Raw genomic sequence first — 23,863 nt, forward strand, 5'->3', positions numbered from 1 at the left:
CGGCCAGACAGGCCGCGGATCAAGGAGATGCCCGGTGGAGAAGCACGACGGCCGCCCGGCCGGAGCCGTACGGCTCGACGACCCCTGGTACGACGCCCCCGCCTCCGTACGGGGCACCCAGGGAGCGGCCGGACCGGAGGACACGGAGGAGACGCAGCCGCAGGAGCCGGCCGCGGACACGCACACGGGCGGCACGGAGCCGGTGACGGACGACGCCCCCGAGCTCGCCTGGCCCGGCCTTCCGGCGCAGCGCAACGGCGCCCCTCAGGCGCCCGGCGCCCCCACCGACGCCGACGTCTACCTCGCCGTCCAGCGCAGCGCCGCCTTCCAGGAAGTACGCCGCCGCTACCGCAGCTTCGTCGTCCCCGCCAGCCTCCTGTTCCTCACCTGGTACCTGGCCTACGTCATCGCCGCCGTCACCGCACCCGGGCTGATGGCGCGCCAGGTGCTGGGCCCACTCAATGTCGCCATGCTCGCCGGGCTCGGACAGTTCGTCACGACCTTCCTGCTCACCTGGGCCTACGCCCGGCACGCCCGGCTGCGCCGGGACCGCGCCGCGCTCGACCTGCGCTGGGAGACCCAGGAGATGACGAGGGGAAACGTCCGTTGATCAGCCGCTCGACCGTCCTCGCCGCTCCCGCGGCGACCGAGGACCACCACCTCCTGGCCATGGTCCTCTTCAGCGTCTTCGTCGCCGTGACCCTCGCGGTCACGGCGTGGGCCGGCCGCCGCAGACACGGCTCGGCAGAGGAGTTCTACGCGGGCGGGAGGCTGTTCTCCCCCATGGAGAACGGTTTCGCCATCGCCGGTGACTACATGTCGGCCGCCTCCTTCCTCGGCATCTCCGGCCTGATCGCCCTCTTCGGGTACGACGGCCTGCTCTACTCCGTCGGCTTCCTCGTCGCCTGGCTCCTGGTCCTCTTCCTGGTCGCCGAACTGGTCCGCAACTGCGGCCGCTACACCCTCGCCGACGTCGTCGCCTCCCGTATGCGCCGCCGCCCCGTACGCATCGCCGCCGGCGCCTCCTCCGTCACCGTCTCCCTGCTCTACCTCGTCGCCCAGATGGTCGGCGCCGGCAGCCTCGTCGCCCTCCTGCTCGGCGGCACCGGGCACACGGCCCGCACCTGGACCGTCATCGGCGTCGGCGCCCTCATGGTCATTTACGTGATCTTCGGCGGCATGCGGGCCACCACCTGGATCCAGATCATCAAGGCCGTGCTCCTCATGGGCGGCGCCATCGCCCTCACCGCACTCGTGCTGACCCGCTTCCACGGAAACCTCGGCACGCTGCTCACGACGGCCGCGCAGCGCAGCGGCCACGGCACCGACTTCCTCGCACCGGGCCTCAAGTACGGCGGCAGCTGGGCCGCCCGGCTGGACTTCCTCAGCCTCGGTCTCGCCCTCGTCCTCGGGACAGCAGGGCTGCCGCACATCCTGTCCCGCTTCTACACCGTGCCCACGGCCCGCGCCGCCCGCCGGTCCGTCGTCTGGTCGATCGGCCTGATCGGCAGCTTCTACCTGATGACCATCGTGCTCGGCTTCGGCGCCGCCGCCGTCCTCGGGACCGGCGCCGTACGGGCCGCCAACCCGGCCGGCAACACCGCCGTGCCGCTCCTCGCGCTCGACCTGGGCGGCGGCCCCGACTCCACCGGTGGAACGATCCTCTTCGCCGTCGTCGCGGCCATCGCCTTCGCCACCATCCTCGCCGTCGTCGCCGGCATCACCCTGGCCTCGTCCGCCTCGGTCGCCCACGACCTGTACGGCGCCCTGCGGCGCAACCGTCGCGCCGGACGCCCAGCGGTACCCCCGGAGCCCGGCACGGCCTCTCACGGCCGGACAGGCGGCTTCCGCGAGGTCGCCGTCGCCCGGCTCGCCGCCGCCCTGGTCGGAGCGGGCGCCATCGCCCTCGCCCTCCTCGCCCAGAACCTCAACGTGGCCTTCCTCGTCGGCCTCGCCTTCGCCGTCGCCGCCTCGGCCAACCTCCCCGTACTCCTCTACGCCCTCTTCTGGCGCCGCTTCACCACCAGGGGAGCCGTCTGGTCCGTCTACGGAGGGCTGCTGCCCGCACTCGCCCTCGTGGCGCTCTCCCCGGTCGTCTCGGGAAACCCCGCGGCGATCTTCCCCCACCTGGACTTCCAGCTCTTCCCCCTGGAGAACCCGGGCATCGTCTCCATCCCCCTGGGCTTCCTCTCCGGCTGGCTCGGCACGGTCACCTCAGCGCAGGCCCCGGACGCCGCGGCCCGCCACGCGGAAACCGAGGTGCGGGCGCTCACGGGGGCGGGGGCGGCCTGAGGGGGCTTGATCGAGGTGGATGCTTGAGGGGGCTTGCTTGAGGGGCGGCGGGGCCCGGCCCCCTCAAGGAGCTCGGGGCTCGGCCTCTCGAGGGGCTCCGGGCCGGGGCCCTGAGGGCGCTGCGTGACTCGGCCCCCGAGGGCGGCCCGCCGTCCGGGCCTCGGGGCCCGCTCCTCTGCAGGTCGACGACCGGCCGCCTCAGACCCAGTCGTACCGATGCTCCGGGCGGCCCGTCTCGCCGTACCGGAGCGTCAGCCGGACCCGCCCGGCACGCTCCAGCAGCTTCAGATACCGCTGCGCGGTCTGCCGGCTGAGCCCCGCCTGCCGGGCCACCTCCTGGGCGGACAGCGCACTGTCGGCGGACCGCAGCACGGACCGCACCCGGTCCGCCGTCGCCGTCGAATGCCCCTTGGGCAGCTCGGCCGGCCCGGCGTTGGCACCGCCCAGCGCCCCGAAGATCCGGTCCACCTCGGACTGCTCGGCCTGCCCGCCGTCCTCGAAGGTACGGCGCAACGCGGCGTACCCCTCGAGCTTCGACCGCAGCCCCGCGAACGTGAACGGCTTCACCAGATACTGCAGCGCCCCGTGCCGCATCGCGGCCCGCACCGTGGCGACGTCACGCGCCGCCGTCACCATGATCACGTCCGTGTGCAGGCCGCGCTGCCGCAGCCGCGCCACCAGCTGCAGCCCCGTCTCGTCGGGAAGGTAGTGATCCAGCAGGACCAGATCGACGGGCGTGCCCTCCAGCACCGCCAGCGCCTCCGCCGCACTGTGCGCCTGCGCCACGACCCGGAAACCGGCGATCTTCGTGACGTACGCGGCATTGATCCCGGCCACCCGGACGTCGTCGTCGACGACGAGCACGTCGATCATCGTGCGCCTCCCAAGGGGTCCGGCAGGGATTCCCCGTCCGCGTCGGAGCCATGCGTCTCCGACAGGGCGTCCGCGAGCGCGTCGGGGAGCGTGACCGTGAACCGCGCCCCGCCGCCCGGACGCTCGTCCACCTCGGCACCGCCCCCGTAACGCTCGGCCAGCCGCCGCACGAGGACCAGCCCGATGCCCCGCTGCCCGTGCGCCGGCGGCTCCTTCGTCGTCCAGCCCTCCGTGAAGATCTCCTGACGCCGCTCCCGCGGCACACCCGGACCGTTGTCACTCACCCGCACGATCGCCGTGCGGCCCTCGGCCCGCACCTCCACCTCGACCTGCCCGTCCCGCTCACCGGCCGCCGCGTCCAGCGCGTTGTCGACCAGATTGCCGACCACCGTCACCAGACCGTGCGGATCCACCACCCGGTCCGGCAACCGCGTCGTCGGCGCGATGCTCAGCGAAACCCCGCGCTCGGTCGCCACCGTCGCCTTGCCCACCAGCAACGCCGCCAGCAGCGGATCGTGCACCCGCTCCGTGACCTGCTCCGCCGTGGCCCGGTGCACGCCGACCGCCTGCGTCACGAACTCCACCGCCTCCTCGTACAGCCCCAGTTCGAGCAACCCGAGGAGCGTGTGCAGCCGGTTCGCGTGCTCATGGTCCTGCGCGCGCAACGCGTCGATCAGCCCCCGCGTACCGTCCAGCTCACGCCCCAGCCGCTCCAGCTCCGTACGGTCCCGCAACGTGACCACGGCGCCACCGTCACCCGTCGGCATCCGGTTCGCCACGAGGACCCGCTGCCCACTGACCGTGAGCAGATCGGCCCCCGAAGCCCGGCCGACCAGCACATCCGTCGTACGCCCCGGCGGCAGCACCGACTCCAGGGGGCGCCCGGTGTCCTCCGCACGCAGGTCCAGCAGCCGCTGCGCCTCGTCGTTCATCAGCCGGATGCGCCCGTGCCCGTCCAGCGCGACGAATCCCTCACGGATGCCGTGCAGCATCGCCTCCCGCTCGGCCAGCAGCGCGGAGATGTCGGAAAACGCCAGGTCATGGGTGCGACGCTGCAGCCTGCGCGCGACGAGGTACGCGGCCAGCGCGCCCACCGCGAGCGCCCCGCCCGCGTACGCCAGCAGATCCGGCACGGTCGACAGCAGCCGCTGCTGCACACTCTCGTACGCGATGCCGACGGACACGGCGCCCACGATGCGGCCATGATCGTCCCGCAGCGGGACCTTGCCGCGTGCCGAGCGGCCGAGCGTGCCCTCGTCGATCTGCATGACCTCCCGCCCGGAGAGGGCGGCACTCGGGTCGGTCGAGACGTGCCGGCCGATCTCCCGCGGGTCCGTGTGCGACCAGCGCACGCCGTGCTCATCCATGACCACGACGTACTCGGCACCGGTCGCCCGCCGAATCCGCTCGGCCACCGACTGCACCGGGCCGCCGGGGGACGGGCGCGAGGCCGCCAGAGCCTCGTCCAGCTGCGGCTGCGCGGCAGTGGTCTGGGCAATGGCCAGGGCCCGGCGCATGGCCTGGTCGTCCAGCTGCGCGCTGAGCGGAGCGAGGAAGAGACCGGTCGCCAGCGCGGTGACGCCCGCGGCGATGGCCAGCTGCACCAGCAGCACCTGCGCGAAGACCCGGCGGGGCCAGCGCAGCCGCAACCGCGCCCGGCCGCCGCTCCGCGGCTCACCGGCCGTGGCGGGCACGCCCGCTCTCTCGTCGCCTCTGTCGCCCATATGAACGAACAGTAAGCCGGGCGACGGGAGCCGGGTAATTGCGGGGGCCGGGCCGCGCCGCCGACCGCGCCGGACACCCGGCGGCGAGGCCCCCGCGAAAGTTATCCACAGGCCCACCACGCCCGGGCGGAAACGCCCTAACCTTCAGTTGTCGTCACAGCGAGTGATCGAGCAAGTAGCTCGGCACGCGCAGGGCACTTCCCAGCACCCGGCTGGGCAGTCGCCGCCGGCGTGTGGCTCAGCGCGCACGGGCGGCAGGGCCGGTGACGGGACCGAGAGCAGGACCAGGAGCGGAACCAGCAGCAGGACCAGCGCCGGGAGAAGGACCAGCAGCAGGGGCAGGACCAAGAGCAGGACCGACAACGGGGGTGAGGACAGTGAGGTCAGCGATGTCCGTGACGGACATGTACGTCGGCGGAGCCAGGGCGGCTCCACAGCTGGCCGGGGTGGCGGCGTCCCCGGCGCACTGGTCGACGGTGACCCGCCACGAGCGGCCGTCGCTGTGCGTCACCGTGACGGCCCAGGAAGGGGAAGCGTCTCCCGCGACCGGGAGGGCTTCCGTGCCGGCGACGTCGAGCGCGTCGGCGCGCTCCTCGCCGATGAGCTCGCGGACCGCCAGATCCGCGGCCTGCGCCGGACGGTCCCAGGTCGAGCGCCCGCGGCAGTGGTCGACGACCACACGGCCCTCGCGCGCGGCCACGACCGCATCCTTCACGAGCGGCGCCTCCGCCCGGCCGTACGCGTATCCGTACGGCAGCACGAAGAGCGTCGGCGAGAAGCGGTGGCCGCCGATATGCGTGACCTCCCACGCCTCCATACCGTCCGCCGCCAGGTCAGCGGCGAGCGGCCGGCCGAGCACAGCACAGCAACGGTCACGCTTGCCGTTGGTGCACACGAGGACCGGCGGCCGGCCCGCGTGCGCCTCCCAGAGCCCACCGTGCTCGCCCGCGCCCAGCGCCGCGAAGTCCAGGTCGAGGAGCGCGGCGGGGTCGGCGATGAGCGTGGTGCGGATCCAGGAGCGGCCGGGCGCGGTGTGGGCGAGGAAGATGCGGCGCGGGGCGCCGGCCCGATGGTCGGCGTGCCGGCCGGGTCGGCGAATCAGGGCGACACGTACGCCGGTGTCGGCGGAGGCGGCTTCCAGGGCGCGGCCGACGGCCGGATCGAGATGGCTGTCGGTGAGTGCCTGGGCGCCCCAGGGGCCGCTCTGCTCGACGAGCAGCCAGGTACGGGCGGTGGCCGCCGTACCGGCCAGGGGTTCGGCCGCCATACGAGAGGCGGTTGCGCAGGTACTCACATAGGTGACCCTAACCTGAGTACCGCATCCCCGAAGCACGCCGGGACGGCAATGGCCGATGCCCGCCGCCGGAACCACAGTTGTCGAGCCTGGAGGCCGATTCGCGACGCCGGATGACTGCGTACCGCCGTATGGGTGATGGGTGATGGGTGGGGTGGGGGTGATGGGGCGGCGGGGAGGGGGAGGGACGGAGCGGGTGGGGTGGGGTGGGGTGGGGGGGAGGGCCCCCGGAGGAGGGGGTGAGACATCGGGGCGCCTTGAGCGGAATTGGGGGAGCAGCGAGAGGCGGCCGCGGGGCCAATATCCTGGGCGGGTGACGGGCTCGCAGGACGCGCTCGCAGGACCAGCCCTTGGCAGGTTCGGAGGTCGTTCTGGCCGGGCGGGCTGCGGTGCGCTCGGCCGGTGATTGGCCGTCGACCGGTTCGGGCCCGCCATGGTCGGTCTGCGTACGTCTCGCCGGCGTGCGTGTTGGTCGGCGTGCGTGTCGGTCGGCGTGTGTCTTGGCCGGCGTACGTCTCGGTCGGCGTACGGCTTGGTCGGCGTGCGGCTTGGTCGGCGTGCGGCTTGGTCGGCGTGCGGCTTGGTCAGGGTGCGGCTTGGTCAGGGTGCGGCTTGGTCGGCGTTCGTCTTGGGGGCGAGTCCGGCAGGCCGTGACGGTGGCCTCGTCGGGTACGGCGGACCGAGCGCGTGCAGCGGACACCGGACCCACTTCACCCACCTCACCCCCTGATCTTCTGGAGGCGCCCCCTTGACCAGTAGCAGTACGCAGCCCCCGGCCGTTCCGGGCGCGGAACACACCACGGCCCCCGTCGTCGGGGAGCCCGTGGCGCCGCAGATTCCGGTCGTTGTGCTTGCCGGGTTTCTGGGGTCCGGGAAGACGACCCTGCTCAACCACCTGCTGAGCCGGAGCGGGGGCACCCGGATCGGGGCGGTCGTCAACGACTTCGGCGCCATCGAGATCGACGCGATGCTGGTCGCGGGCCAGGTCGACTCGATGGTCTCGCTGGGGAACGGGTGCCTCTGCTGCGCGGTCGACACCAGTGAGCTGGATGAGTACCTGGAGCGGTTGGCGCGGCCGTCGTCCCGTATCGACGTCATCGTCATCGAAGCCAGCGGTCTCGCCGAGCCGCAGGAGCTGATCCGGATGATCCTGGCCAGCGAGAGCGACCGGATCGTGTACGGCGGGCTGGTCGAGGTGGTCGACGGGGCGGAGTTCGAGAACACCCGGGCCCGCCACCCGGAGCTGGACCGGCACCTCGGCATCGCGGACCTGGTCGTTCTGAACAAGGCCGACCGGATCGATGACGAGCGGCGCACGGAGCTGTTGGGGACGCTGGGCGAGTTGGCGCCCGGTACGCCCGTGGTGCCCGCCGCGTACGGGCGGGTTGATCCGGGGCTGCTCTTCGAGCGGCGGCCTCGGGAGGGAGTGTCCGAGGGGCAGCTCTCCTTCGAGGACCTGCTGCGGGAGGAAGTCGAGTACGAGGAGTGCGCCGCGGAGGAAGCCGCCGGTACCGGCGACGCAGCCGAAGCCCGACCCGGAGCCCTCGGCGGCGCTGCCGCGACCGGCCACAGCAGCGAACGCTGCAACGAGCACGAGCACGAGCACGAGCACGAGCAGGACCACCGGCACCAGCACCGGCACCACATGCACTCCGCCTACGAAACCGTCGAGTTCACCTCGGCCGAGCCGATGCATCCGCGGCGGCTGATGGAGTTCCTGGACGCGCGGCCCGCGGGGCTGTACCGCATCAAGGGGTTCGTGCATTTCGGGGTGGCGGGCAGTGGACAGAAGTTCACGGTGCACGCGGTGGGCGGGTTCCTGCGGTTCTACCCCGGTGAGTGGGAGCCGGGGGAGGAGCGGCTGACGCAGCTGGTGCTCATCGGGTCGGGGATCGATGCGCCGGCGCTGCGCAAGGAACTGGACGGCTGCCGGGACACCACGCCCGAGGAGACCGACCCGCACTCGATGTGGGGCGTGCTGAGGTACGTACCGTCCACCGCCTCCAACGAGGAACCGGAAGAGATCGAGGAACCGGAGGCGGCCGAGGAACCGGAGGAGCCCGAGGAACCGGACGGGACTGGGGTCTGAAGCGGACGGGCAGTAGCCCGGCACAGGCGCACCCCCGCACCGAGACCACCACCCGGCCCCTGAAGCCCTGGCGTCGTACGACGCCAGGGCACGTCCCCCGACCGTTCTGACGGGGTCCTACAGGTCCTACGACGGCCCCACAACGGTCCTACGACGTCCTACACCGGCCCCGCCACTGCCGCCACGCTCTTCTTCAGCGGTACGCCGGAGCCGTCGCGGCGCGGGTCCGGTTCGGGCAGGGGTACCGGGCTGCCCTTGGCGTCGGCGGCGCGGGGCGGCGCGGCGCCGGCCCAGGCCAGTGCGAGATGGTCCTCGCCCTTCAGGAAGCGCTGGCAGCGGACGCCGCCGGTCGCCCGGCCCTTGCGCGGGTACTGGTCGAACGGGGTGAGCTTGGCGGTGCTGACCCCGTCGTCGAGGGTGCCGTGCGAGCCGGAGACGGTGAAGACCACGGCGTCGGCGGCCGGGTCGACCGCGGTGAAGGAGATGACCTTCGCGTCGGGGCCGAGCTTGATGCCGGTCATGCCGCCGGCGGCGCGGCCCTGGGGGCGTACTTGTGCGGCGGGGTAGCGCAGCAGCTGGGCCTCGTCGGTGATGAAGACCAGGTCTTCCTCGCCGGTGCGCAGCTCGACGGCGCCGACGATGCGGTCGCCGTCCCTGAGGGTGATGACCTCCAGCTCTTCCTTGTTGGCCGGATAGTCGGGGACGACTCTCTTGACCACGCCGTGTTCGGTGCCGAGGGCGAGGCCGGGTGAGGATTCGTCGAGGGTGGTGAGGCAGACCAGTTCCTCGCCGTCCTCCAGCGTCAGGAATTCGGAGATCTTCGCGCCGCCGGAGAGGCTCGGCGCGGAGGCCGTCTCGGGGAGCTGGGGCAGGTCGATCACCGAGAGCCGCAGCAGGCGTCCTGCGGAGGTCACGGCGCCGACTTCCGCGCGGGCCGTGGCGGGCACGGCGGAGACGATGACGTCGTGCTTGGCGCGCTTGGCGTCGGTGTCGAAGGTGCCTTCGCCGCCGGCCGTGCGGGCCAGCAGGCCGGTGGAGGACAGCAGGACGCGGCACGGGTCGTCGGCGACCTCCAGCGGCACCGCTGCGGCGGTCGCGCCGGAGGACTCCAGCAGGACGGTGCGGCGGTCGCTGCCGTACTTCTTGGCGACCGCGGCCAGTTCCGAGGAGACCAGCTTGCGCAGCTCGGCGTCGGATTCGAGGATCTTGGTCAGCTTCTCGATGTCGGCGCGGAGGGTGTCGCGCTCGGACTCCAGCTCGATGCGGTCGAACTTGGTGAGGCGGCGCAGCGGGGTGTCGAGGATGTACTGCGTCTGGATGTCGCTGAGGCCGAAGCGCTCGATGAGGCGCTGCTTGGCCTCGGCGCTGTTCTCGCTGGAGCGGATGAGGCGGATGACCTCGTCGATGTCGACGAGGGCGGTGAGCAGGCCCTCGACGAGGTGGAGGCGGTCGCGCTTCTTGGTGCGGCGGAATTCGCTGCGCCGGCGCACCACGGTGAAGCGGTGGTCGACGTAGACCTCCAGGAGCTCCTTCAGGCCCAGCGTCAGCGGCTGGCCGTCGACCAGCGCGACGTTGTTGATGCCGAAGGACTCCTCCATGGGCGTGAGCTTGTAGAGGGATTCGAGGACGGCTTCGGGGTTGAAGCCGTTCTTGATCTCGATGACCAGGCGGAGGCCGTGCTCGCGGTCGGTGAGGTCCTTGACGTCGGCGATGCCCTGCAGCTTCTTGGCGCCGACCAGGTCCTTGATCTTGGAGATGACCTTCTCGGGGCCGACCGTGAAGGGCAGTTCGGTGACGATCAGGCCCTTGCGGCGGGGGGTGACGTTCTCCACGGTGGCGGTGGCGCGCATCTTGAAGGAGCCGCGGCCCTTGGCGTACGCGTCGCGGATGCCGGAGAGGCCGACGATGCGGCCGCCGGTGGGCAGGTCGGGACCCGGGACGTACTTCATGAGCGTCTCGAGGTCGGCGTTGGGGTGCTTGATGAGGTGCCGGGCCGCGGCGATGACCTCGCCGAGGTTGTGCGGCGGCATGTTGGTCGCCATGCCGACGGCGATGCCGGAGGCGCCGTTGACGAGGAGGTTGGGGTAGGCCGCGGGGAGGGCGACCGGCTCCTGCTCCTGGCCGTCGTAGTTGGGCTGGAAGTCGACGGTGTCCTCTTCGATGGACTCCGTCATCAGGGAGGTCGCGGAGTCCATGCGGCATTCGGTGTACCGCATGGCGGCGGGCGGGTCGTCGTTGCCCAGCGAGCCGAAGTTGCCGTGGCCGTCGACCAGCGGCAGCCGCATGGAGAAGGGCTGCGCCATGCGCACGAGCGCGTCGTAGATGGACGCGTCGCCGTGCGGGTGGAGCTTACCCATGACCTCGCCGACGACGCGGGCGCACTTCACGTAGCCGCGGTCGGGGCGGAGGCCCATTTCGTTCATCTGGTACAGGATGCGGCGGTGTACGGGCTTGAGGCCGTCGCGTGCGTCGGGCAGGGCGCGCGAGTAGATGACCGAATACGCGTACTCAAGGAAGGAACCCTGCATCTCATCGACGACGTCGATGTCGAGGATCCGCTCCTCGAAGTCCTGGGGCTCCGGGGTGCCCCCTGAGGGTCGGGTCTTCGTGCTGCGGCGGGCCATCGCGGCTGCGGCTCCTTCGCTCGAATTCGGCTTCGCTTACGGCTACGGCGTCTGCTGGCCGGCGGGCCGGTACGGGTGTCGTCCGTCCTGCCGGCCAGGCTCAGCGGCCGGCGCTGGATGCTCAACGGCTGAGCCTGTCGCGGTCCATTGTGGCCCGCGGGTCTGACAACGCCGACCGCGACCCGTCCGTACGCCCGTCCGAGCGGGATGTGCGGCGGGCCTCGTTCCGGGGAATCTCCTTGCGGCGGGGTGCCGGGCGGGAACTTCGCCAGATGTCGGCGCGCTTGCATACAGTGACAGAACTTCCTCGCAAGCGGATCGAAGGGACGTACATGCCCATGGGTCACACGGCCACAGAACAAGCCGGGTCCGGCGGCCTGACAGCGACCGAGCACCGGCTGGCCAATGGCCTGCGCGTGGTGCTCTCCGAGGACCACCTGACCCCCGTCGCGGCGGTCTGCCTGTGGTACGACGTCGGCTCCCGCCACGAGGTGAAGGGCCGTACGGGCCTGGCGCACCTCTTCGAGCACCTGATGTTCCAGGGTTCGGCGCAGGTGAAGGGCAACGGTCACTTCGAGCTGGTGCAGGGCGCCGGCGGTTCGCTCAACGGCACCACGAGTTTCGAGCGGACGAACTACTTCGAGACCATGCCGGCCCATCAGCTGGAGCTCGCCCTGTGGCTGGAGGCGGACCGGATGGGTTCGCTGCTGGCCGCGCTGGACGAGGAGTCGCTGGAGAACCAGCGCGACGTGGTGAAGAACGAGCGGCGCCAGCGGTACGACAACGTGCCTTACGGGACGGCGTTCGAGAAGCTGACGGCGATGGCCTACCCGGAGGGCCACCCGTACCACCACACGCCCATCGGGTCGATGGCCGACCTGGACGCGGCGTCCCTGGAGGACGCGCGGAACTTCTTCCGTACGTACTACGCGCCGAACAACGCGGTGCTGTCCATCGTGGGCGACATCGACCCCGAGCAGACGCTGGCGTGGGTGGAGAAGTACTTCGGCTCCATCCCGGGCCACGACGGCAAGCAGCCGCCGCGGGACGGCTCGCTGCCCGAGATCATGGGCAAGGAGCTGCGCGAGGTCGTGCACGAGGAGGTGCCCTCGCGGGCCCTGATGGCGGCGTACCGGCTGCCGCACGACGGCACTCGTGAGGCTGATGCCGCGGACGTGGCGTTGACGATCCTGGGCGGCGGCGAGTCGTCGCGGCTGTACAACCGCCTGGTGCGCCGGGACCGCAGCGCCGTCGCGGCCGGTTTCGGGCTGCTGCGCCTGGCGGGCGCGCCGTCCCTCGGCTGGCTGGACGTGAAGACGTCGGCGGGCGTGGAGGTGCCGGCCATCGAGCGGGCCGTGGACGAGGAGCTGAAGCGCTTCGCGGAGGAGGGCCCGACCGCGGAGGAGATGGAGCGCGCGCAGGCCCAGTTGGAGCGCGAGTGGCTGGACCGTCTGGAGACGGTCGCGGGGCGCGCGGACGAACTGTGCCGTTACGCGGTGCTGTTCGGCGACCCGCAGCTGGCGCTGAGCGCCGTGCAGCGCGTTCTGGAGGTCACTCCGGAGGAGGTTCAGGCGGTGGCCGCGGCGCGGCTGCGTCCGGACAACCGCGCGGTGCTGGTGTACGAGCCGACCGGGCCCGCCGAGGCCGCCGCCGCGGAGGCGACCGAGGCCGACGCGACCGCCGCCCAGCACGAGACCGAGACCGAGGAGGCGGCCCAGTGAGCGACGCCGTGACCCCCACCATGACCTTCCACCCGCAGCCGCAGGCCGGACAGCCGAAGCCGTGGGCGTTCCCGGCCCCGGTGCGCGGCGCGCTCGGCAACGGCCTGACGGTGCTGCGCGCCGACCGGCCGGGCCAGCAGCTGGTCGCCGTCGAGATCAACCTGGTGGCGCCGCTGGAGGCCGAGCCCGAGGGCCTGGACGGCGTCGCCACGATCATGGCGCGGGCGCTCTCCGAGGGCACCGACAAGCACGACGCGGAGGAGTTCGCGGCGGAGCTGGAGCGGTGCGGCGCCACGCTGGACGCGCACGCCGACCACCCGGGTGTCCGGGTGTCCCTTGAGGTGCCGGCCTCGCGCCTCACGAAGGGGCTGGGGCTGCTCGCCGACGCCCTGCGCGCCCCGGCGTTCCCGGACAGCGAGGTGGAGCGCCTGGTGCGCAACCGCCTGGACGAGATCCCGCACGAGCTGGCCAACCCGGCCCGCCGGGCCGCGATGGCGCTGTCCAGGGAGCTGTTCCCGGCCGCGTCCCGGATGTCCCGGCCGCGCCAGGGCACGGAGGAGACGGTGGCGCGCATCGACGCGGCCGCCGTTCGCGCCTTCTACGAGGCGCACGTGCGCCCCGCCACGGCCACCGCGGTGGTCGTGGGGGACTTCGAGGGGGTGGACCTGGACGCGGCGCTGGAGGAGACGCTGGGCGCGTGGACGGGCTCCGCCGCCGAGCCGGTCGCGGCCTCGCCGATCGTCGCGGACGACACGGGCCGCGTGGTCATCGTGGACCGGCCCGGTGCCGTGCAGACGCAGCTGCTGATCGGCCGGATCGGCGCCGACCGGCACGACCGCGTCTGGCCCGCCCAGGTGCTGGGCACGTACTGCCTGGGCGGCACGCTCACCTCGCGGCTGGACCGGGTGCTGCGCGAGGAGAAGGGCTACACGTACGGCGTGCGGGCCTTCGGCCAGGTGCTGCGCTCCTCCGCGGACGGCACGGGTGCGGCGATGCTGGCCATAAGCGGTTCGGTGGACACCGCCTCCACGGGGCCCGCGCTGGAGGACCTCTGGAAGGTGCTGCGGACGCTGGCCTCCGAGGGGCTGACCGACGCCGAGCGGGACGTGGCGGTGCAGAACCTCGTCGGTGTGGCGCCGCTGAAGTACGAGACGGCGGCGGCCGTGGCGGGGACGCTGGCCGACCAGGTCGAGCAGGAGCTGCCGGACGACTTCCAGGCGGAGCTGTACCGGCGGCTGGCCGAGACGGGCACGGTCGAGGCGACGGCCGCGGCGGTCAGCGCGTTCCCGGTGGACCGGCTGGTCACGGTCCTGGTGGGCGATGCCGCGCAGATCGCGGAGCCGGTGCGGAAGCTGGGCATCGGTGAGGTGTCGGTCGTCAAGGGCTGAAGCGGAGCGGCCGGCGGCGGGCATCGACCGGCGCCGGCCGGTGCGGTAGCGGGTGTGAATTCGCCCGCGCCGTACGGCATGCGGGCGGCCCGGAACGCGCCGTACCGGTGCCGTCACAGGGTGGCGTGAATCGTATCAACGCCGCGTACATATCAGGACATAGCAGATCCCGGGTCGCCAAAGCGGCCCGGGATCTGGGTGTTTGTCCGGAATGCAGTAGGTGGTTGCGCGTACCGCGTGTGGCGTCCGGCACAAACCCCCGATTCTGTTTGCTGATCGCGAGATGTCCCGTTTAGCGTCGGCTCGGCTGTTCGTCAGAAGTGCGCCGCGCCCGCGGCCGCCGGACAGTCATCGCCGAGTCCCCGTACGGCGCGAGCCAGGGGAGCCGGGGACCCAGTCCCCTGGGGTGAATCGGGCGACTCCCCGGAGCCGCCCGTAGGAGACCTTCCTGCTCCGAACCCGTCAGCTAACCCGGTAGGCGAGAAGGAAGGAAAGGAGTGCGCCGGTCATGGCGTTCACCCGTGCCACCGGCAAGCACCGCCGCCCCGGCCGTGCTGCCCGGACCACCCGCAACATCGCCGGTATAGCCGCGGCGACCGGCGTCGCCGTCTCCATCGCCTCCCCGGCCCTGGCCGCCGGTGAGGGCCAGAACGTCACCGACACCGGCCTGACCCGCGCCATCGCCGACACCGGCGACCGGGTCGCCGACAACATCGTCGCCCAGGCCGACGCGCAGGAGGAGGCCGCCGAGGTCACCGCCGCGCGCACGAAGGTCGAGGACGCCGCGGTCAAGAACGCCGAGGCCGCCAAGAAGAAGGCCCAGGAGGCGCAGCGCAAGGCCGCCGCCGAGGCCGCGAAGAAGAAGGCCGCGGCCAAGAAGAAGACCGAGGCGCGCGCCTCGCGCTCCGAGGCCCGCACCACCCTCAGCCCCTCCGGCTTCGTCGCGCCGATCGCCGGCAGCTACGTCTCCACCGGCTACAAGGCCTCCAGCGGGCTGTGGTCCTCCGGCAGCCACACCGGCATCGACTTCCACGCCGCCTCCGGCACCCCCGTCCACGCCGTCGGTGCGGGCACCGTCGTCGAGGCCGGCTGGGGCGGCGCCTACGGCAACAACATCGTCCTCAAGATGGAGGACGGCACCTACACCCAGTACGGCCACCTGTCGTCCATCGGCGTCTCGGTCGGCCAGAAGGTCTCCGCGAACCAGCAGATCGCGCTGTCCGGCAACACCGGCAACACCACCGGCCCGCACCTGCACTTCGAGGCGCGCACCGGCCCGGACTACGGCTCGGACATCGACCCGATCGCGTACCTGCGCTCGCACGGCGTCAACGTCTGACGGCCCCGGCGCCGGCGCCCGGCGGACTCCGTTCCGTACGGCGCGCCCCGCGTACCACCCGAAGCCCCGGCCCTCCCGGCCGGGGCTTCGGCCTTTCCGTATGCGCGCACGCCCCCGCTTCCCCGGAAAACCCGCGCACCGGCCAAAAATCAGCCATGAATGCGTCACGGCCATCGGAAATTCCGGTCCGGTGCCTTAGAGTCACGGAAAAGGCGCCGCCCGGCGGCGTTTCCAGAGGATTCCGGCGGAGGCACGGACGATGCGAGGAAACATTTCGGCGCATGCGGTCTGCACGGCGATTCGTGACGACATCGTCTCCGGAACGCTCCCGCCCGGCTCCCGGCTGATCGAGGAACTGCTCGCCTCCCGGTACGGCGTCTCCCGCGTCCCCGTACGCGAAGCGCTGCGCACCCTGGAGTCCGAGGGGTTCGTCACCACCCGGCCGCACGCGGGCGCGTGCGTCGCCGAGCCGACCGCGCAGGAGGCCGCCGACCTCCTGGACATCCGCCTCCTCCTGGAGCCCCTGGGCGCCGCCCGCGCGGCCGCCCGCCGCTCCGCGGCGCACCTGAAGGTGCTGCGCGGCCTGGTCCGCCTCGGGCGCGCCAGAGCCCGCCACGACAACGCCGCCGACCTGCGGCAACTGGACGGCTGGTTCCACGAGACGCTGGCCCAGGCGACCGGCAGCGCCAGCATGGCGGCGCTGCTCACCCAGCTCCGCCGGAAGATCGACTGGGTGTATGCGGTCGACCTGGACCGGTCGGCGCCCGGCGACGTGGACCGGTACTGGCAGGAGCACGGCGCCATCGTGGACGCGGTCGCGCGCGGCGATGCGGAGCGCGCCCGCGCACTGACCGCCGCACACGTGGAGCGCGCGCTGCCCGCCCACCGGCTGCGCTATCCGGCACCGGCGGTGAGGGAAGCGAAACCGTCCGTAAACATGGCGCGCGCCCGGAATTAACACCGCTGCCGTATACAACTCGTGGGGAATTCCGTACCCCTTGTTCGGCGTGTCCGAATATCCCTGACGCCTGAGCCGATAAAGGAAATTCCCGAGCGCTGTCGAACCTGTCCGCCGGCGAGCGGTGGGGGAATTGTTCCGGTGCCGGTAATGCCCGTGCGGCCGCCGGAATGCGAAACGGCCCCGCCCGCGACCCGTACGAGGGTCGGCATGGCGGGGCCGTGAGGGGCCGTACGGCGGCGTGCGGGCCGCCGGGGCACCCGAAGGTCAGACCGTCTCCGGAAGCTCCTCCAGGCCCTCGGAGACGAGCTTCGCCAGGCGGTCCAGCGCGGCGTCGGCGCCCTCGGCGTCCGAGGCCAGCACGATCTCCTCGCCGCCCTGGGCGCCCAGGCCCAGGACCGCGAGCATGGAGGCGGCGTTGACGGGGTTGCCGTCGCCCTTGGCGATCGTGACCGGCACGCCGGAAGCGGTGGCCGCACGGACGAAGATCGAGGCGGGGCGGGCGTGCAGACCCTCGGCCCATCCGACATTGACGCGGCGCTCAGCCATTGTGTTGCCCTTCGGGTCGGAAAAGTTGTCTAGACCAGTCTCTCACGCGGGCACCGGTGGTCCGGTGTGCCCAGCCCGCGCGAGCGCTCGGATCCTAGAAGTCCAAGCGTGCGGCACGCCCCCGCTGTACGCATGCTGAGACCCGGTCGCACGCACCGTCCCGCCGCTGCCCACGTACGGTCGCGTCCGTGGCCCCTCCGGATGCTTCGGCCGCCCCCGTATACGCAGCCGGTCGTACGCTGTCCGCATGGAGACGCCGTCGGACACCGCCGCCTACCCCGCCCACTGGGAAGCCGACGTGGTGCTGCGAGACGGCGGCACCGCCCGGATCCGCCCCATCACCCCGGACGACGCCGCGCGCCTGGTCGCCTTCTACGAGCAGGTCTCCGACGAGTCGAAGTACTACCGCTTCTTCGCGCCCTACCCGCGCCTCTCCGACCGCGACGTGCACCGCTTCACCCACCACGACTACGTCGACCGGGTCGGGCTCGCCGCCTTCGTGGGCGGCGAGATGATCGCCACCGTCCGCTACGACCGCATCAACGCCGACGGCCGGCCCGCCACCGGCCCCGACGCCGACCAGGCCGAGGTCGCCTTCCTCGTGCAGGACGCGCACCAGGGCCGCGGCGTGGCCTCCGCCCTCATGGAGCACATCGCCGCGGTCGCCCGCGAGCGCGGCATCCGGCGGTTCGCCGCCGAGGTGCTGCCCGCCAACACCAAGATGATCAAGGTGTTCACGGACGCCGGGTACACCCAGAAGCGCACCTTCGAAGACGGCGTCGTCCGCCTCGAATTCGACCTCGAACCCACCGAGCAGTCCGTGGCCGTCATGCGCGGCCGCGAGCACCGCGCCGAGGCCCGCTCCGTACAGCGGCTGCTCGCCCCCGGCTCGGTCGCCGTCATCGGCACCGGACGCGCCCCCGGAGGCGTCGGCCGCTCCGCCCTCCGCAACATCCTCGACAGCGGCTTCACCGGCCACACGTACGCCGTCAACCACGCCTTCCCCGAAGGCGGCAGCACGCTGGACCCGGAGGGCGTACCGGCCTACCGCTCGGTCGGCGACATCCCCGGCCCCGTCGACCTCGCCGTCGTCGCCGTGCCCGCCGCCCACGTGCCCGACGTCGTACGGGACTGCGGCGAACACGGCGTACAGGGGCTGGTCATCCTCACCTCCGGATACGCCGAGGCCGGCCCCGAAGGACGCGAGAAGCAGCGCGCCCTGTTGCGCCAGGCCCGCTCCTACGGGATGCGACTCGTCGGCCCCAACGCGTTCGGCCTGATCAACACCGCACCCGGCGTCCGCCTCAACGCCTCCCTCGCGCCCCAGCCGCCCGGCGCCGGCCGCGTCGGCCTGTTCACCCAGTCCGGCGCCATCGGCATCGGCCTGCTCAGCGCCCTCCAGCAGCGCGGCCCCGGGGACGGCGCCATCGCCGGGGTCTCCACCTTCGTGTCCGCCGGCAACCGCGCCGACGTGTCCGGCAACGACCTGCTCCAGTACTGGTACGAGGACCCCGCCACCGACGTGGCCCTGCTGTACCTGGAGTCCATCGGCAACCCGCGCAAGTTCACCCGGCTCGCCCGCCGCACCGCCGCGGCCAAGCCCGTCGTGGTCGTCAAGGGCGCCCGGCACAGCGGCACCGTCCCGCCCGGCCACACCGTCCCCACCACCCGCATCCCCGACTCCACCGTCTCCGACCTGATGCGGCAGGCCGGCGTCATCCGCGTCGGCACCGTCACCGAACTGATCGACGTGGGCCTGCTGCTCGCCTCCCAGCCGCTGCCCGCAGGGCCCCGGGTCGCGATCCTCGGCAACTCCGAAGCGCTCAACCTCCTCGCCTACGACGTCTGCCTCACCGAAGGGCTGCGCCCGCAGCGCCCCCATGTGCTGCCCTTCGCCGCCACCACGGCCGAGTTCCGCGCGGCGCTCGCCGACGCCCTCGCAGGGGACCGCATCGACGCGGTCCTCCTCACCGCGATCCCCTGGGTCGCCGAGGGCAGCAGCGCCGACCCCGAGGAGATCGCGGCCCTCGCCACCGCCCTGCGCGAGGCCGCCGCCGACGGCCCGGCCAAGCCCGTCGCCGTCGTCCACCTCGCCATGGAAGAACTGGCGGGCGCGCTCTCGGGCACGGCGGCGACGGGCACGGCGGCCACGAGTACGACGGCCACGAGTACGGCGGGGGAGCGGGGAGCCGGGGATGCGCCGGAGGCCGCCGACGGTCCGCGCGCCCCGGAAGCCGCTGCCGGTCCCCAGGCCCCGGAAGCCGCTGAGGGCACCCCCGCCCCGGAAGCCGCCCAGCGTGCTGCCCAAGACGTCGCCGCGGACGCCGCCGAGGACGCCGCTGCGACGCCCGGGACGCGCCCCGGCGGTCTGCCCCGCATCCCCGCCTACCCGGCCGCCGAGCGGGCCGTACGCGCCCTCGCCGAGGCCGTCCGGTACGCGACCTGGCGCCGCGAGTCCGCGGCCCCCGGCAAGGTCCCCGAGTACGACGACATCCAGGAGGCGGCCGCCGGCGCCGACATCGAGCGACTGCTCGACGAGCTCACCAGCGACACCGAGCCGCACCGCTCCGTCGCGCTCCCCGCCGACGAAGCCGCGGCCCTCCTCGGCCGCTACGGCATCCGTGTACGCGCCGCCCTCCCCGCACCCGACGCGGACGCCGCCGTACGCGCCGCCGAGGCCCTCGGCTACCCCGTCGCCCTGAAGACCACCGCACCCCACCTGCGCCACCGCGCCGACCTCGGGGGCTACGCCTCGACCTCCCCGGAGAGCGCGCCCTGCGCCGCGCCTACCAGGAGCTGACCGACTTCCTCGGGAAGCCCGAAGAGCTGCGCCCCGTGGTGCAGGCGATGGTCCCGCGGGGCGTGGACACCGTCATCCGCGCCTCCATCGACCCCGCAGCCGGCGCGGCGCTCTCCTTCGGGCTCGCCGGCGCCCCCTCCCAGCTCCTCGGCGACGTCGCGCACCGCCTCGTCCCCGCCACCGACCGGGACGTCGCCGAACAGATCCGCTCCATCAGGAGCGCGCCGCTGCTCTTCGGGTGGCGCGGCTCGCAGCCCGTGGACAGCGCGGCCCTTGAAGAACTGCTGCTGCGCGTCTCACGGCTCGTCGACGACCACCCCGAGGTCGTCGGCGTCGACCTGGAACCCGTCGTCGTCTCCCCCCAGGGGCTCTCCGTCCTCGGCGCCTCCGTGCGGCTGGCCCGCCCGCCCGCCACCACCGACCTCGGCCCCCGCCGCCTCCCCGTGTACTGACCCCCGGCCCCGCCGCCTGCGGCCCGTACCGGGCCCGGCGCCCCGTAGGATGGACCCCATGGCTAAGACCGGTACGACGACCCAGGGGCTGCGCGCGGCGATCGAGCGCAGCGGCTATTACCCGGCACTCGTGGCCGAGGCGGTGCAGGCCGCGATCGGCGGCGAGCCCGTGGTGTCGTACGTGGTCCACCAGGAGACGACCTTCGACGCCAACGAAGTGCGCCGCCACGTCACCGTCCTGGTCCTCACCAACACCCGCTTCATCGTCAGCCACACCGACGAGCAGGCCGCCGACGCCACCTCGCCGACCCCGTACGCCACCACCTCCACCGAGTCGGTGAAGCTGGGGCGCATCTCCTCCGTCGTGCTGAGCCGCGTCGTCGCCAACCCGGAGGCGTACACCCCGGGCCAGCTGCCCCGCGAGGTCGTGCTGACCATCGGCTGGGGCGCCGTCTCCCGGCTCGACCTGGAGCCCGCCAGCTGCGGCGACCCGAACTGCGAGGCCGACCACGGCTACACCGGCTCCTCCACCGCCGACGACCTCTCGCTGCGCGTCAGCGAGGCCGGCGACGGCCCGGACACCGTCCGGCAGACGCTCGCCTTCGCCCAGGCGCTCTCCGAAGCCACCGCAGCCTCGGCCGTCCGCTGATGGCGGGGTACGCCGTGGACCCGGCGTCCGCCTGGCCCGAACCGCTCGACCTCGCCACAGCGCCCGTACCCCGCTACGGCACCGGCTCGCTCGCCGACCTGCTGCCCGCCATCACCGCGGGCCAGGGCCTCAGCCACCCCCGGCCGACCGGCCTGGAGCTGGCCCCCGCCGACCGCGCCTGCGTCTTCCTGATCGACGGCCTCGGCTGGGAGCTGCTGCGCGCCCACCCCGACGAGGCGCCCTTCCTGACCTCACTGCTCGGCACGTCCATGAACGGCACCGGGCGCCCCATGACGGCCGGTTTCCCGTCCACCACGGCGACCTCCCTCGCCTCGGTCGGCACCGGCCTGCCGCCCGGCGCGCACGGCCTCGCCGGGTACACCGTCCAGGACCCCGCCGCCGGCGCGCTGATGAACCAGCTGCGCTGGTACCCGTGGACCGACCCGCACGCCTGGCAGCCGTACCCCACGGTCTTCCAGCAGGCGGACGCCGCGGGCATCCACACCTGCCAGGTCTCGGCGCCGAACTTCGAGCGCACGCCGCTCACGGAGATCGCGCTCAGCGGCGGAACGTTCCACGGGCGGCTCTCCGGCGAGGAGCGGATGGACCTGGCCGCCGAGCAGCTGGCCGCCGGTGACCGGTCGCTGGTCTACACGTACTACTCGGAGGTCGACGGCAAGGGACACCGCTACGGCGTCGACTCCGACGCCTGGCGCGGCCAGCTGATGTACGTCGACCGGCTCGCCGAGCGGCTGGCCGAACAGCTGCCGCCGCGCTCGGTCCTGTACGTCACCGCCGACCACGGCATGATCGACATCCCGTTCGACGACGAGCACCGCGTCGACTTCGACGAGGACTGGGAACTGAGCGCCGGCGTCCGCCTCCTGGGCGGTGAGGGCCGCTGCCGTCACGTGTACGCGCATCCGGGCGCGGCCGAGGACGTGCTCGCGGTCTGGCGCGAGGTGGTCGGCGAGCAGATGTGGGTGGCCGGGCGCGAGGAGGCCATCGCCGCCGGGTGGTTCGGGCCGCACGTCGACGACCGGGTGCGGGAGCGGATCGGGGACGTGGTGGCCGCCGCGCAGTCCGACATGGTGATCATCGCGAGCGAGAACGAGCCGCGGGAGTCGGCCATGGTCGGCATGCACGGCTCCATGACCCCGGCCGAACAGCTCGTCCCCCTCCTGGAAGTCCGCACCTGACACGGCGGGCTCAGCGCCACGCCCGTACGTGCGGCGTGCCGATGCCGGAGTTCCGTGCGGTGCCGGAGTTCCGTGCGGTGCCGGAGGGACTCACTGTCAGAGGCGCTCGCTACTGTGTTGAGCAGGGGTTCTCCGCACCCCCAATGGGGGAAGTGGAGGGCGAATCGATACGGCGTGCGCCCTTCCCTGTGCGGCGCACCACTCAGCCCCCTGCCCCCTGTTTTGTACGACTCCTCGCCCGTCGGTACGGTCCGGCGGGAGCGAAAGGCGACCACACCCCCCATGGCTGAACTGGTGTTCTTCAGCGGCACGATGGACTGCGGGAAGTCGACGCTCGCGCTGCAGATCGAGCACAACCGCTCCGCCCGCGGCCTCCAGGGCATGATCTGCACGCGGAACGACCGCGCGGGCACCGGACGGCTCTCCTCCCGGCTCGGTCTCGCCGTCGACGCCGTGGAGGTCGCCGACGACCTGGACTTCTACGCCTGCGTCGTCGACCGCATCAGCGCCGGGGCCCGCGTCGACTACGTCATCACCGACGAGGCGCAGTTCCTGACCCCGGACCAGGTCGAGCAGCTGGCCCGCGTGGTGGACGACCTGGAGCTGGACGTCTTCGCCTTCGGCATCACCACCGACTTCCGCAGCAAGCTCTTCCCCGGCTCCCAGCGGCTGGTCGAACTGGCCGACCGCATAGAGGTTCTTCAGGTCGAGGCGCTGTGCTGGTGCGGTGCCCGCGCCACCCACAACGCCCGTACGGTCGGCGGGCAGATGGTCGTCGAGGGCGACCAGGTGGTCGTGGGAGACGTGCACGCGGCCGGGACCGAGGTCGGGTACGAAGTGCTCTGCCGGCGCCACCACAGACGCCGTCAGACCGCCGCCTCCGCCCACGCCGCTGCCCTCTCCCCGGACGTCCTCCCGGTCGACGCGGGGGAGTGAGGGAGGAGCGGCCCGCACTCCGAGCCCTCGTACCCCTCGTACCCTCGTACCACTCGTCCTCACCTCGGCGGTCGCTGGATCACCGTGAACGCCGCGCCCTCGGGGTCGGCGACCACCGCGATGCGTCCGCGCGGCGAGTCGCGCGGGGCGTCCGTCACGCGTCCGCCCAGCTCCACGACCCGGCGGGCCGCGGCGTCCGCGTCGGAGACGGCGAAGTACGTCGTCCAGTGCGGCCCCCGCTCCCGGAGGACCGCGTCGGCCGCGCTTCGGATGCTCGCCACCGGGCGTCCCTTGAGGCACAGCGTCAGCCGGTGGGAGCCGGCCACCGGCTCGGCCTCGAAGCCGAAGACGGCTTCATAGAAGCGGCCCGCCGCGGCGGTCTCCCGGGTGACCAGCTCGTTCCACACCAGGGTGCCCGGTTCACCGAACACCGCGGCGCCCTTCATCGTGTGCCCCTGCCACACCCCGAAGACCGCGCCCTGCGGGTCCGAGGCGAGCGCCATCCGCCCCGACCGCTCGGCGTCCAGCGGGCCGACGCCCACCGTGCCGCCGCAGGCGCGGATGCGCTCCGTCGCGGCGTCCACGTCGTCGCTGGCGAGGTAGGGCGTCCAGGCGAGGGACAGCTGCCGTTCCGGAGGCAGTACGCCGATGCCCGCCACCTCACGGCCGGCGAGCAGCGCCCTTACGTAGGGGCCGAGTTGCTGCGGCCCCGGACGGAACTCCCAGCCGAACAGGGCACTGTAGAAGTCCTGTGTCGTGGCCATGCCGTGCACCATGAGGCTCACCCAGCAAGGGGTGCCGGGCACCCGCGGACTCGCTGCCTCGGTCGTCATCTCGCTCGCTCCTCGGGCCTTCGGGGGGGACCGTACGGGTAAGGGCCGTGCCGTGCAGATGCTCGCACCCTCGGGCGCGTGCCGGGGTCCGGCCGCGCCGCCGGAGGCGCGACCTGATGGGCGGCGCTGTCGGGAAGCGCCCG

At 72.7% G+C, this 23,863-nt stretch carries 16 protein-coding genes, 1 pseudogene and 1 riboswitch; of the genes and pseudogenes, 11 read left to right on the forward strand and 6 right to left on the reverse strand.

The features are described from left to right. Positions 1–34 precede the first annotated feature (34 nt). Positions 35–610, forward strand: a complete 576-nt coding sequence (locus tag C3486_RS10810; protein WP_103832406.1) for a DUF485 domain-containing protein — start codon at positions 35–37, stop codon at positions 608–610. A 59-nt stretch (positions 611–669) separates the two neighbouring features. Next, positions 670–2,292 (forward strand): cation acetate symporter, encoded by a 1,623-nt coding sequence (locus C3486_RS10815; protein WP_103832455.1) that lies wholly within the window; start codon positions 670–672, stop codon positions 2,290–2,292. A gap of 198 nt (positions 2,293–2,490) precedes the next feature. Here the strand turns inward: C3486_RS10815 and C3486_RS10820 are convergent, their stop codons facing one another. The 3 genes from C3486_RS10820 to C3486_RS10830 all read right to left on the reverse strand — a co-directional run bounded on the left by C3486_RS10820 (position 2,491) and on the right by C3486_RS10830 (position 6,183). Further along, positions 2,491–3,165 (reverse strand): response regulator, encoded by a 675-nt coding sequence (locus C3486_RS10820; protein ID WP_103832407.1) that lies wholly within the window; start codon positions 3,163–3,165, stop codon positions 2,491–2,493. Continuing rightward, entirely contained in the window at positions 3,162–4,889 is a 1,728-nt protein-coding gene (locus C3486_RS10825) for a sensor histidine kinase (protein ID WP_103832408.1), read from the reverse strand. The genes C3486_RS10820 and C3486_RS10825 overlap by 4 nt, the downstream gene beginning before the upstream one ends. A 238-nt stretch (positions 4,890–5,127) precedes the next feature. Next, entirely contained in the window at positions 5,128–6,183 is a 1,056-nt protein-coding gene (locus C3486_RS10830; RefSeq protein ID WP_103832409.1) for a sucrase ferredoxin, read from the reverse strand. A gap of 823 nt (positions 6,184–7,006) precedes the next feature. Between C3486_RS10830 and C3486_RS10835 the strand changes: the two genes are divergently transcribed. Beyond that, entirely contained in the window at positions 7,007–8,272 is a 1,266-nt protein-coding gene (locus C3486_RS10835) for a GTP-binding protein (protein ID WP_103832410.1), read from the forward strand. A 158-nt stretch (positions 8,273–8,430) separates the two neighbouring features. On the opposite strand, the gene C3486_RS10840 is transcribed toward C3486_RS10835, so the two are convergent. Continuing rightward, positions 8,431–10,896, reverse strand: a complete 2,466-nt coding sequence (locus tag C3486_RS10840; RefSeq protein ID WP_103832411.1) for a DNA topoisomerase (ATP-hydrolyzing) subunit A — start codon at positions 10,894–10,896, stop codon at positions 8,431–8,433. A gap of 338 nt (positions 10,897–11,234) precedes the next feature. On the opposite strand from C3486_RS10840, the gene C3486_RS10845 reads away from it, so the two are divergent. The 4 genes from C3486_RS10845 (at position 11,235) to C3486_RS10860 (ending at position 16,302) form a co-directional block, all read left to right on the forward strand. Next, positions 11,235–12,617, forward strand: a complete 1,383-nt coding sequence (locus tag C3486_RS10845; protein WP_103832412.1) for a pitrilysin family protein — start codon at positions 11,235–11,237, stop codon at positions 12,615–12,617. A 20-nt stretch (positions 12,618–12,637) separates the two neighbouring features. Beyond that, entirely contained in the window at positions 12,638–14,005 is a 1,368-nt protein-coding gene (locus tag C3486_RS10850) for a pitrilysin family protein (RefSeq protein WP_103832456.1), read from the forward strand. A 342-nt stretch (positions 14,006–14,347) separates the two neighbouring features. Beyond that, positions 14,348–14,501, forward strand: a riboswitch (cyclic di-AMP (ydaO/yuaA leader). A 12-nt stretch (positions 14,502–14,513) separates the two neighbouring features. Then, a complete protein-coding gene (locus tag C3486_RS10855; RefSeq protein WP_103832413.1) occupies positions 14,514–15,344 on the forward strand; it encodes a M23 family metallopeptidase in 831 nt (276 codons plus the stop codon). A gap of 259 nt (positions 15,345–15,603) precedes the next feature. Further along, the gene (locus tag C3486_RS10860) at positions 15,604–16,302 is read left to right on the forward strand and encodes a GntR family transcriptional regulator (RefSeq protein WP_103832414.1); all 699 of its coding nucleotides are present in this window, start codon (positions 15,604–15,606) and stop codon (positions 16,300–16,302) included. Positions 16,303–16,569: 267 nt separating this feature from the next. Here C3486_RS10860 and C3486_RS10865 read toward each other — a convergent pair whose 3' ends face one another. Continuing rightward, positions 16,570–16,851, reverse strand: coding sequence for an HPr family phosphocarrier protein (locus C3486_RS10865; RefSeq protein WP_030618643.1), 282 nt, complete (start codon positions 16,849–16,851; stop codon positions 16,570–16,572). A 247-nt stretch (positions 16,852–17,098) separates the two neighbouring features. Between C3486_RS10865 and C3486_RS10870 the strand changes: the two are divergent. From C3486_RS10870 to C3486_RS10885, 4 genes and pseudogenes are all read left to right on the forward strand, one after another. Next, positions 17,099–20,103: pseudogene (locus tag C3486_RS10870) on the forward strand (GNAT family N-acetyltransferase). 58 nt (positions 20,104–20,161) lie between these two features. Next, the gene (locus C3486_RS10875; RefSeq protein ID WP_103832415.1) at positions 20,162–20,752 is read left to right on the forward strand and encodes a DUF5998 family protein; all 591 of its coding nucleotides are present in this window, start codon (positions 20,162–20,164) and stop codon (positions 20,750–20,752) included. Beyond that, entirely contained in the window at positions 20,752–21,951 is a 1,200-nt protein-coding gene (locus C3486_RS10880; protein WP_103832416.1) for an alkaline phosphatase family protein, read from the forward strand. The genes C3486_RS10875 and C3486_RS10880 overlap by 1 nt, the downstream gene beginning before the upstream one ends. A gap of 282 nt (positions 21,952–22,233) precedes the next feature. Next, positions 22,234–22,887, forward strand: a complete 654-nt coding sequence (locus C3486_RS10885) for a thymidine kinase (protein ID WP_103832417.1) — start codon at positions 22,234–22,236, stop codon at positions 22,885–22,887. A 59-nt stretch (positions 22,888–22,946) separates the two neighbouring features. On the opposite strand, the gene C3486_RS10890 is transcribed toward C3486_RS10885, so the two are convergent. Next, positions 22,947–23,720: a VOC family protein gene (locus C3486_RS10890; RefSeq protein WP_103832418.1), complete on the reverse strand. Its 774-nt coding sequence runs from the start codon at positions 23,718–23,720 to the stop codon at positions 22,947–22,949. Between the last annotated feature and the right edge of the window lie 143 nt (positions 23,721–23,863).

The sequence above is a fragment of the Streptomyces sp. Ru73 genome (genome assembly GCF_002920575.1).
In the GTDB taxonomy this organism is placed as follows: domain Bacteria; phylum Actinomycetota; class Actinomycetes; order Streptomycetales; family Streptomycetaceae; genus Streptomyces.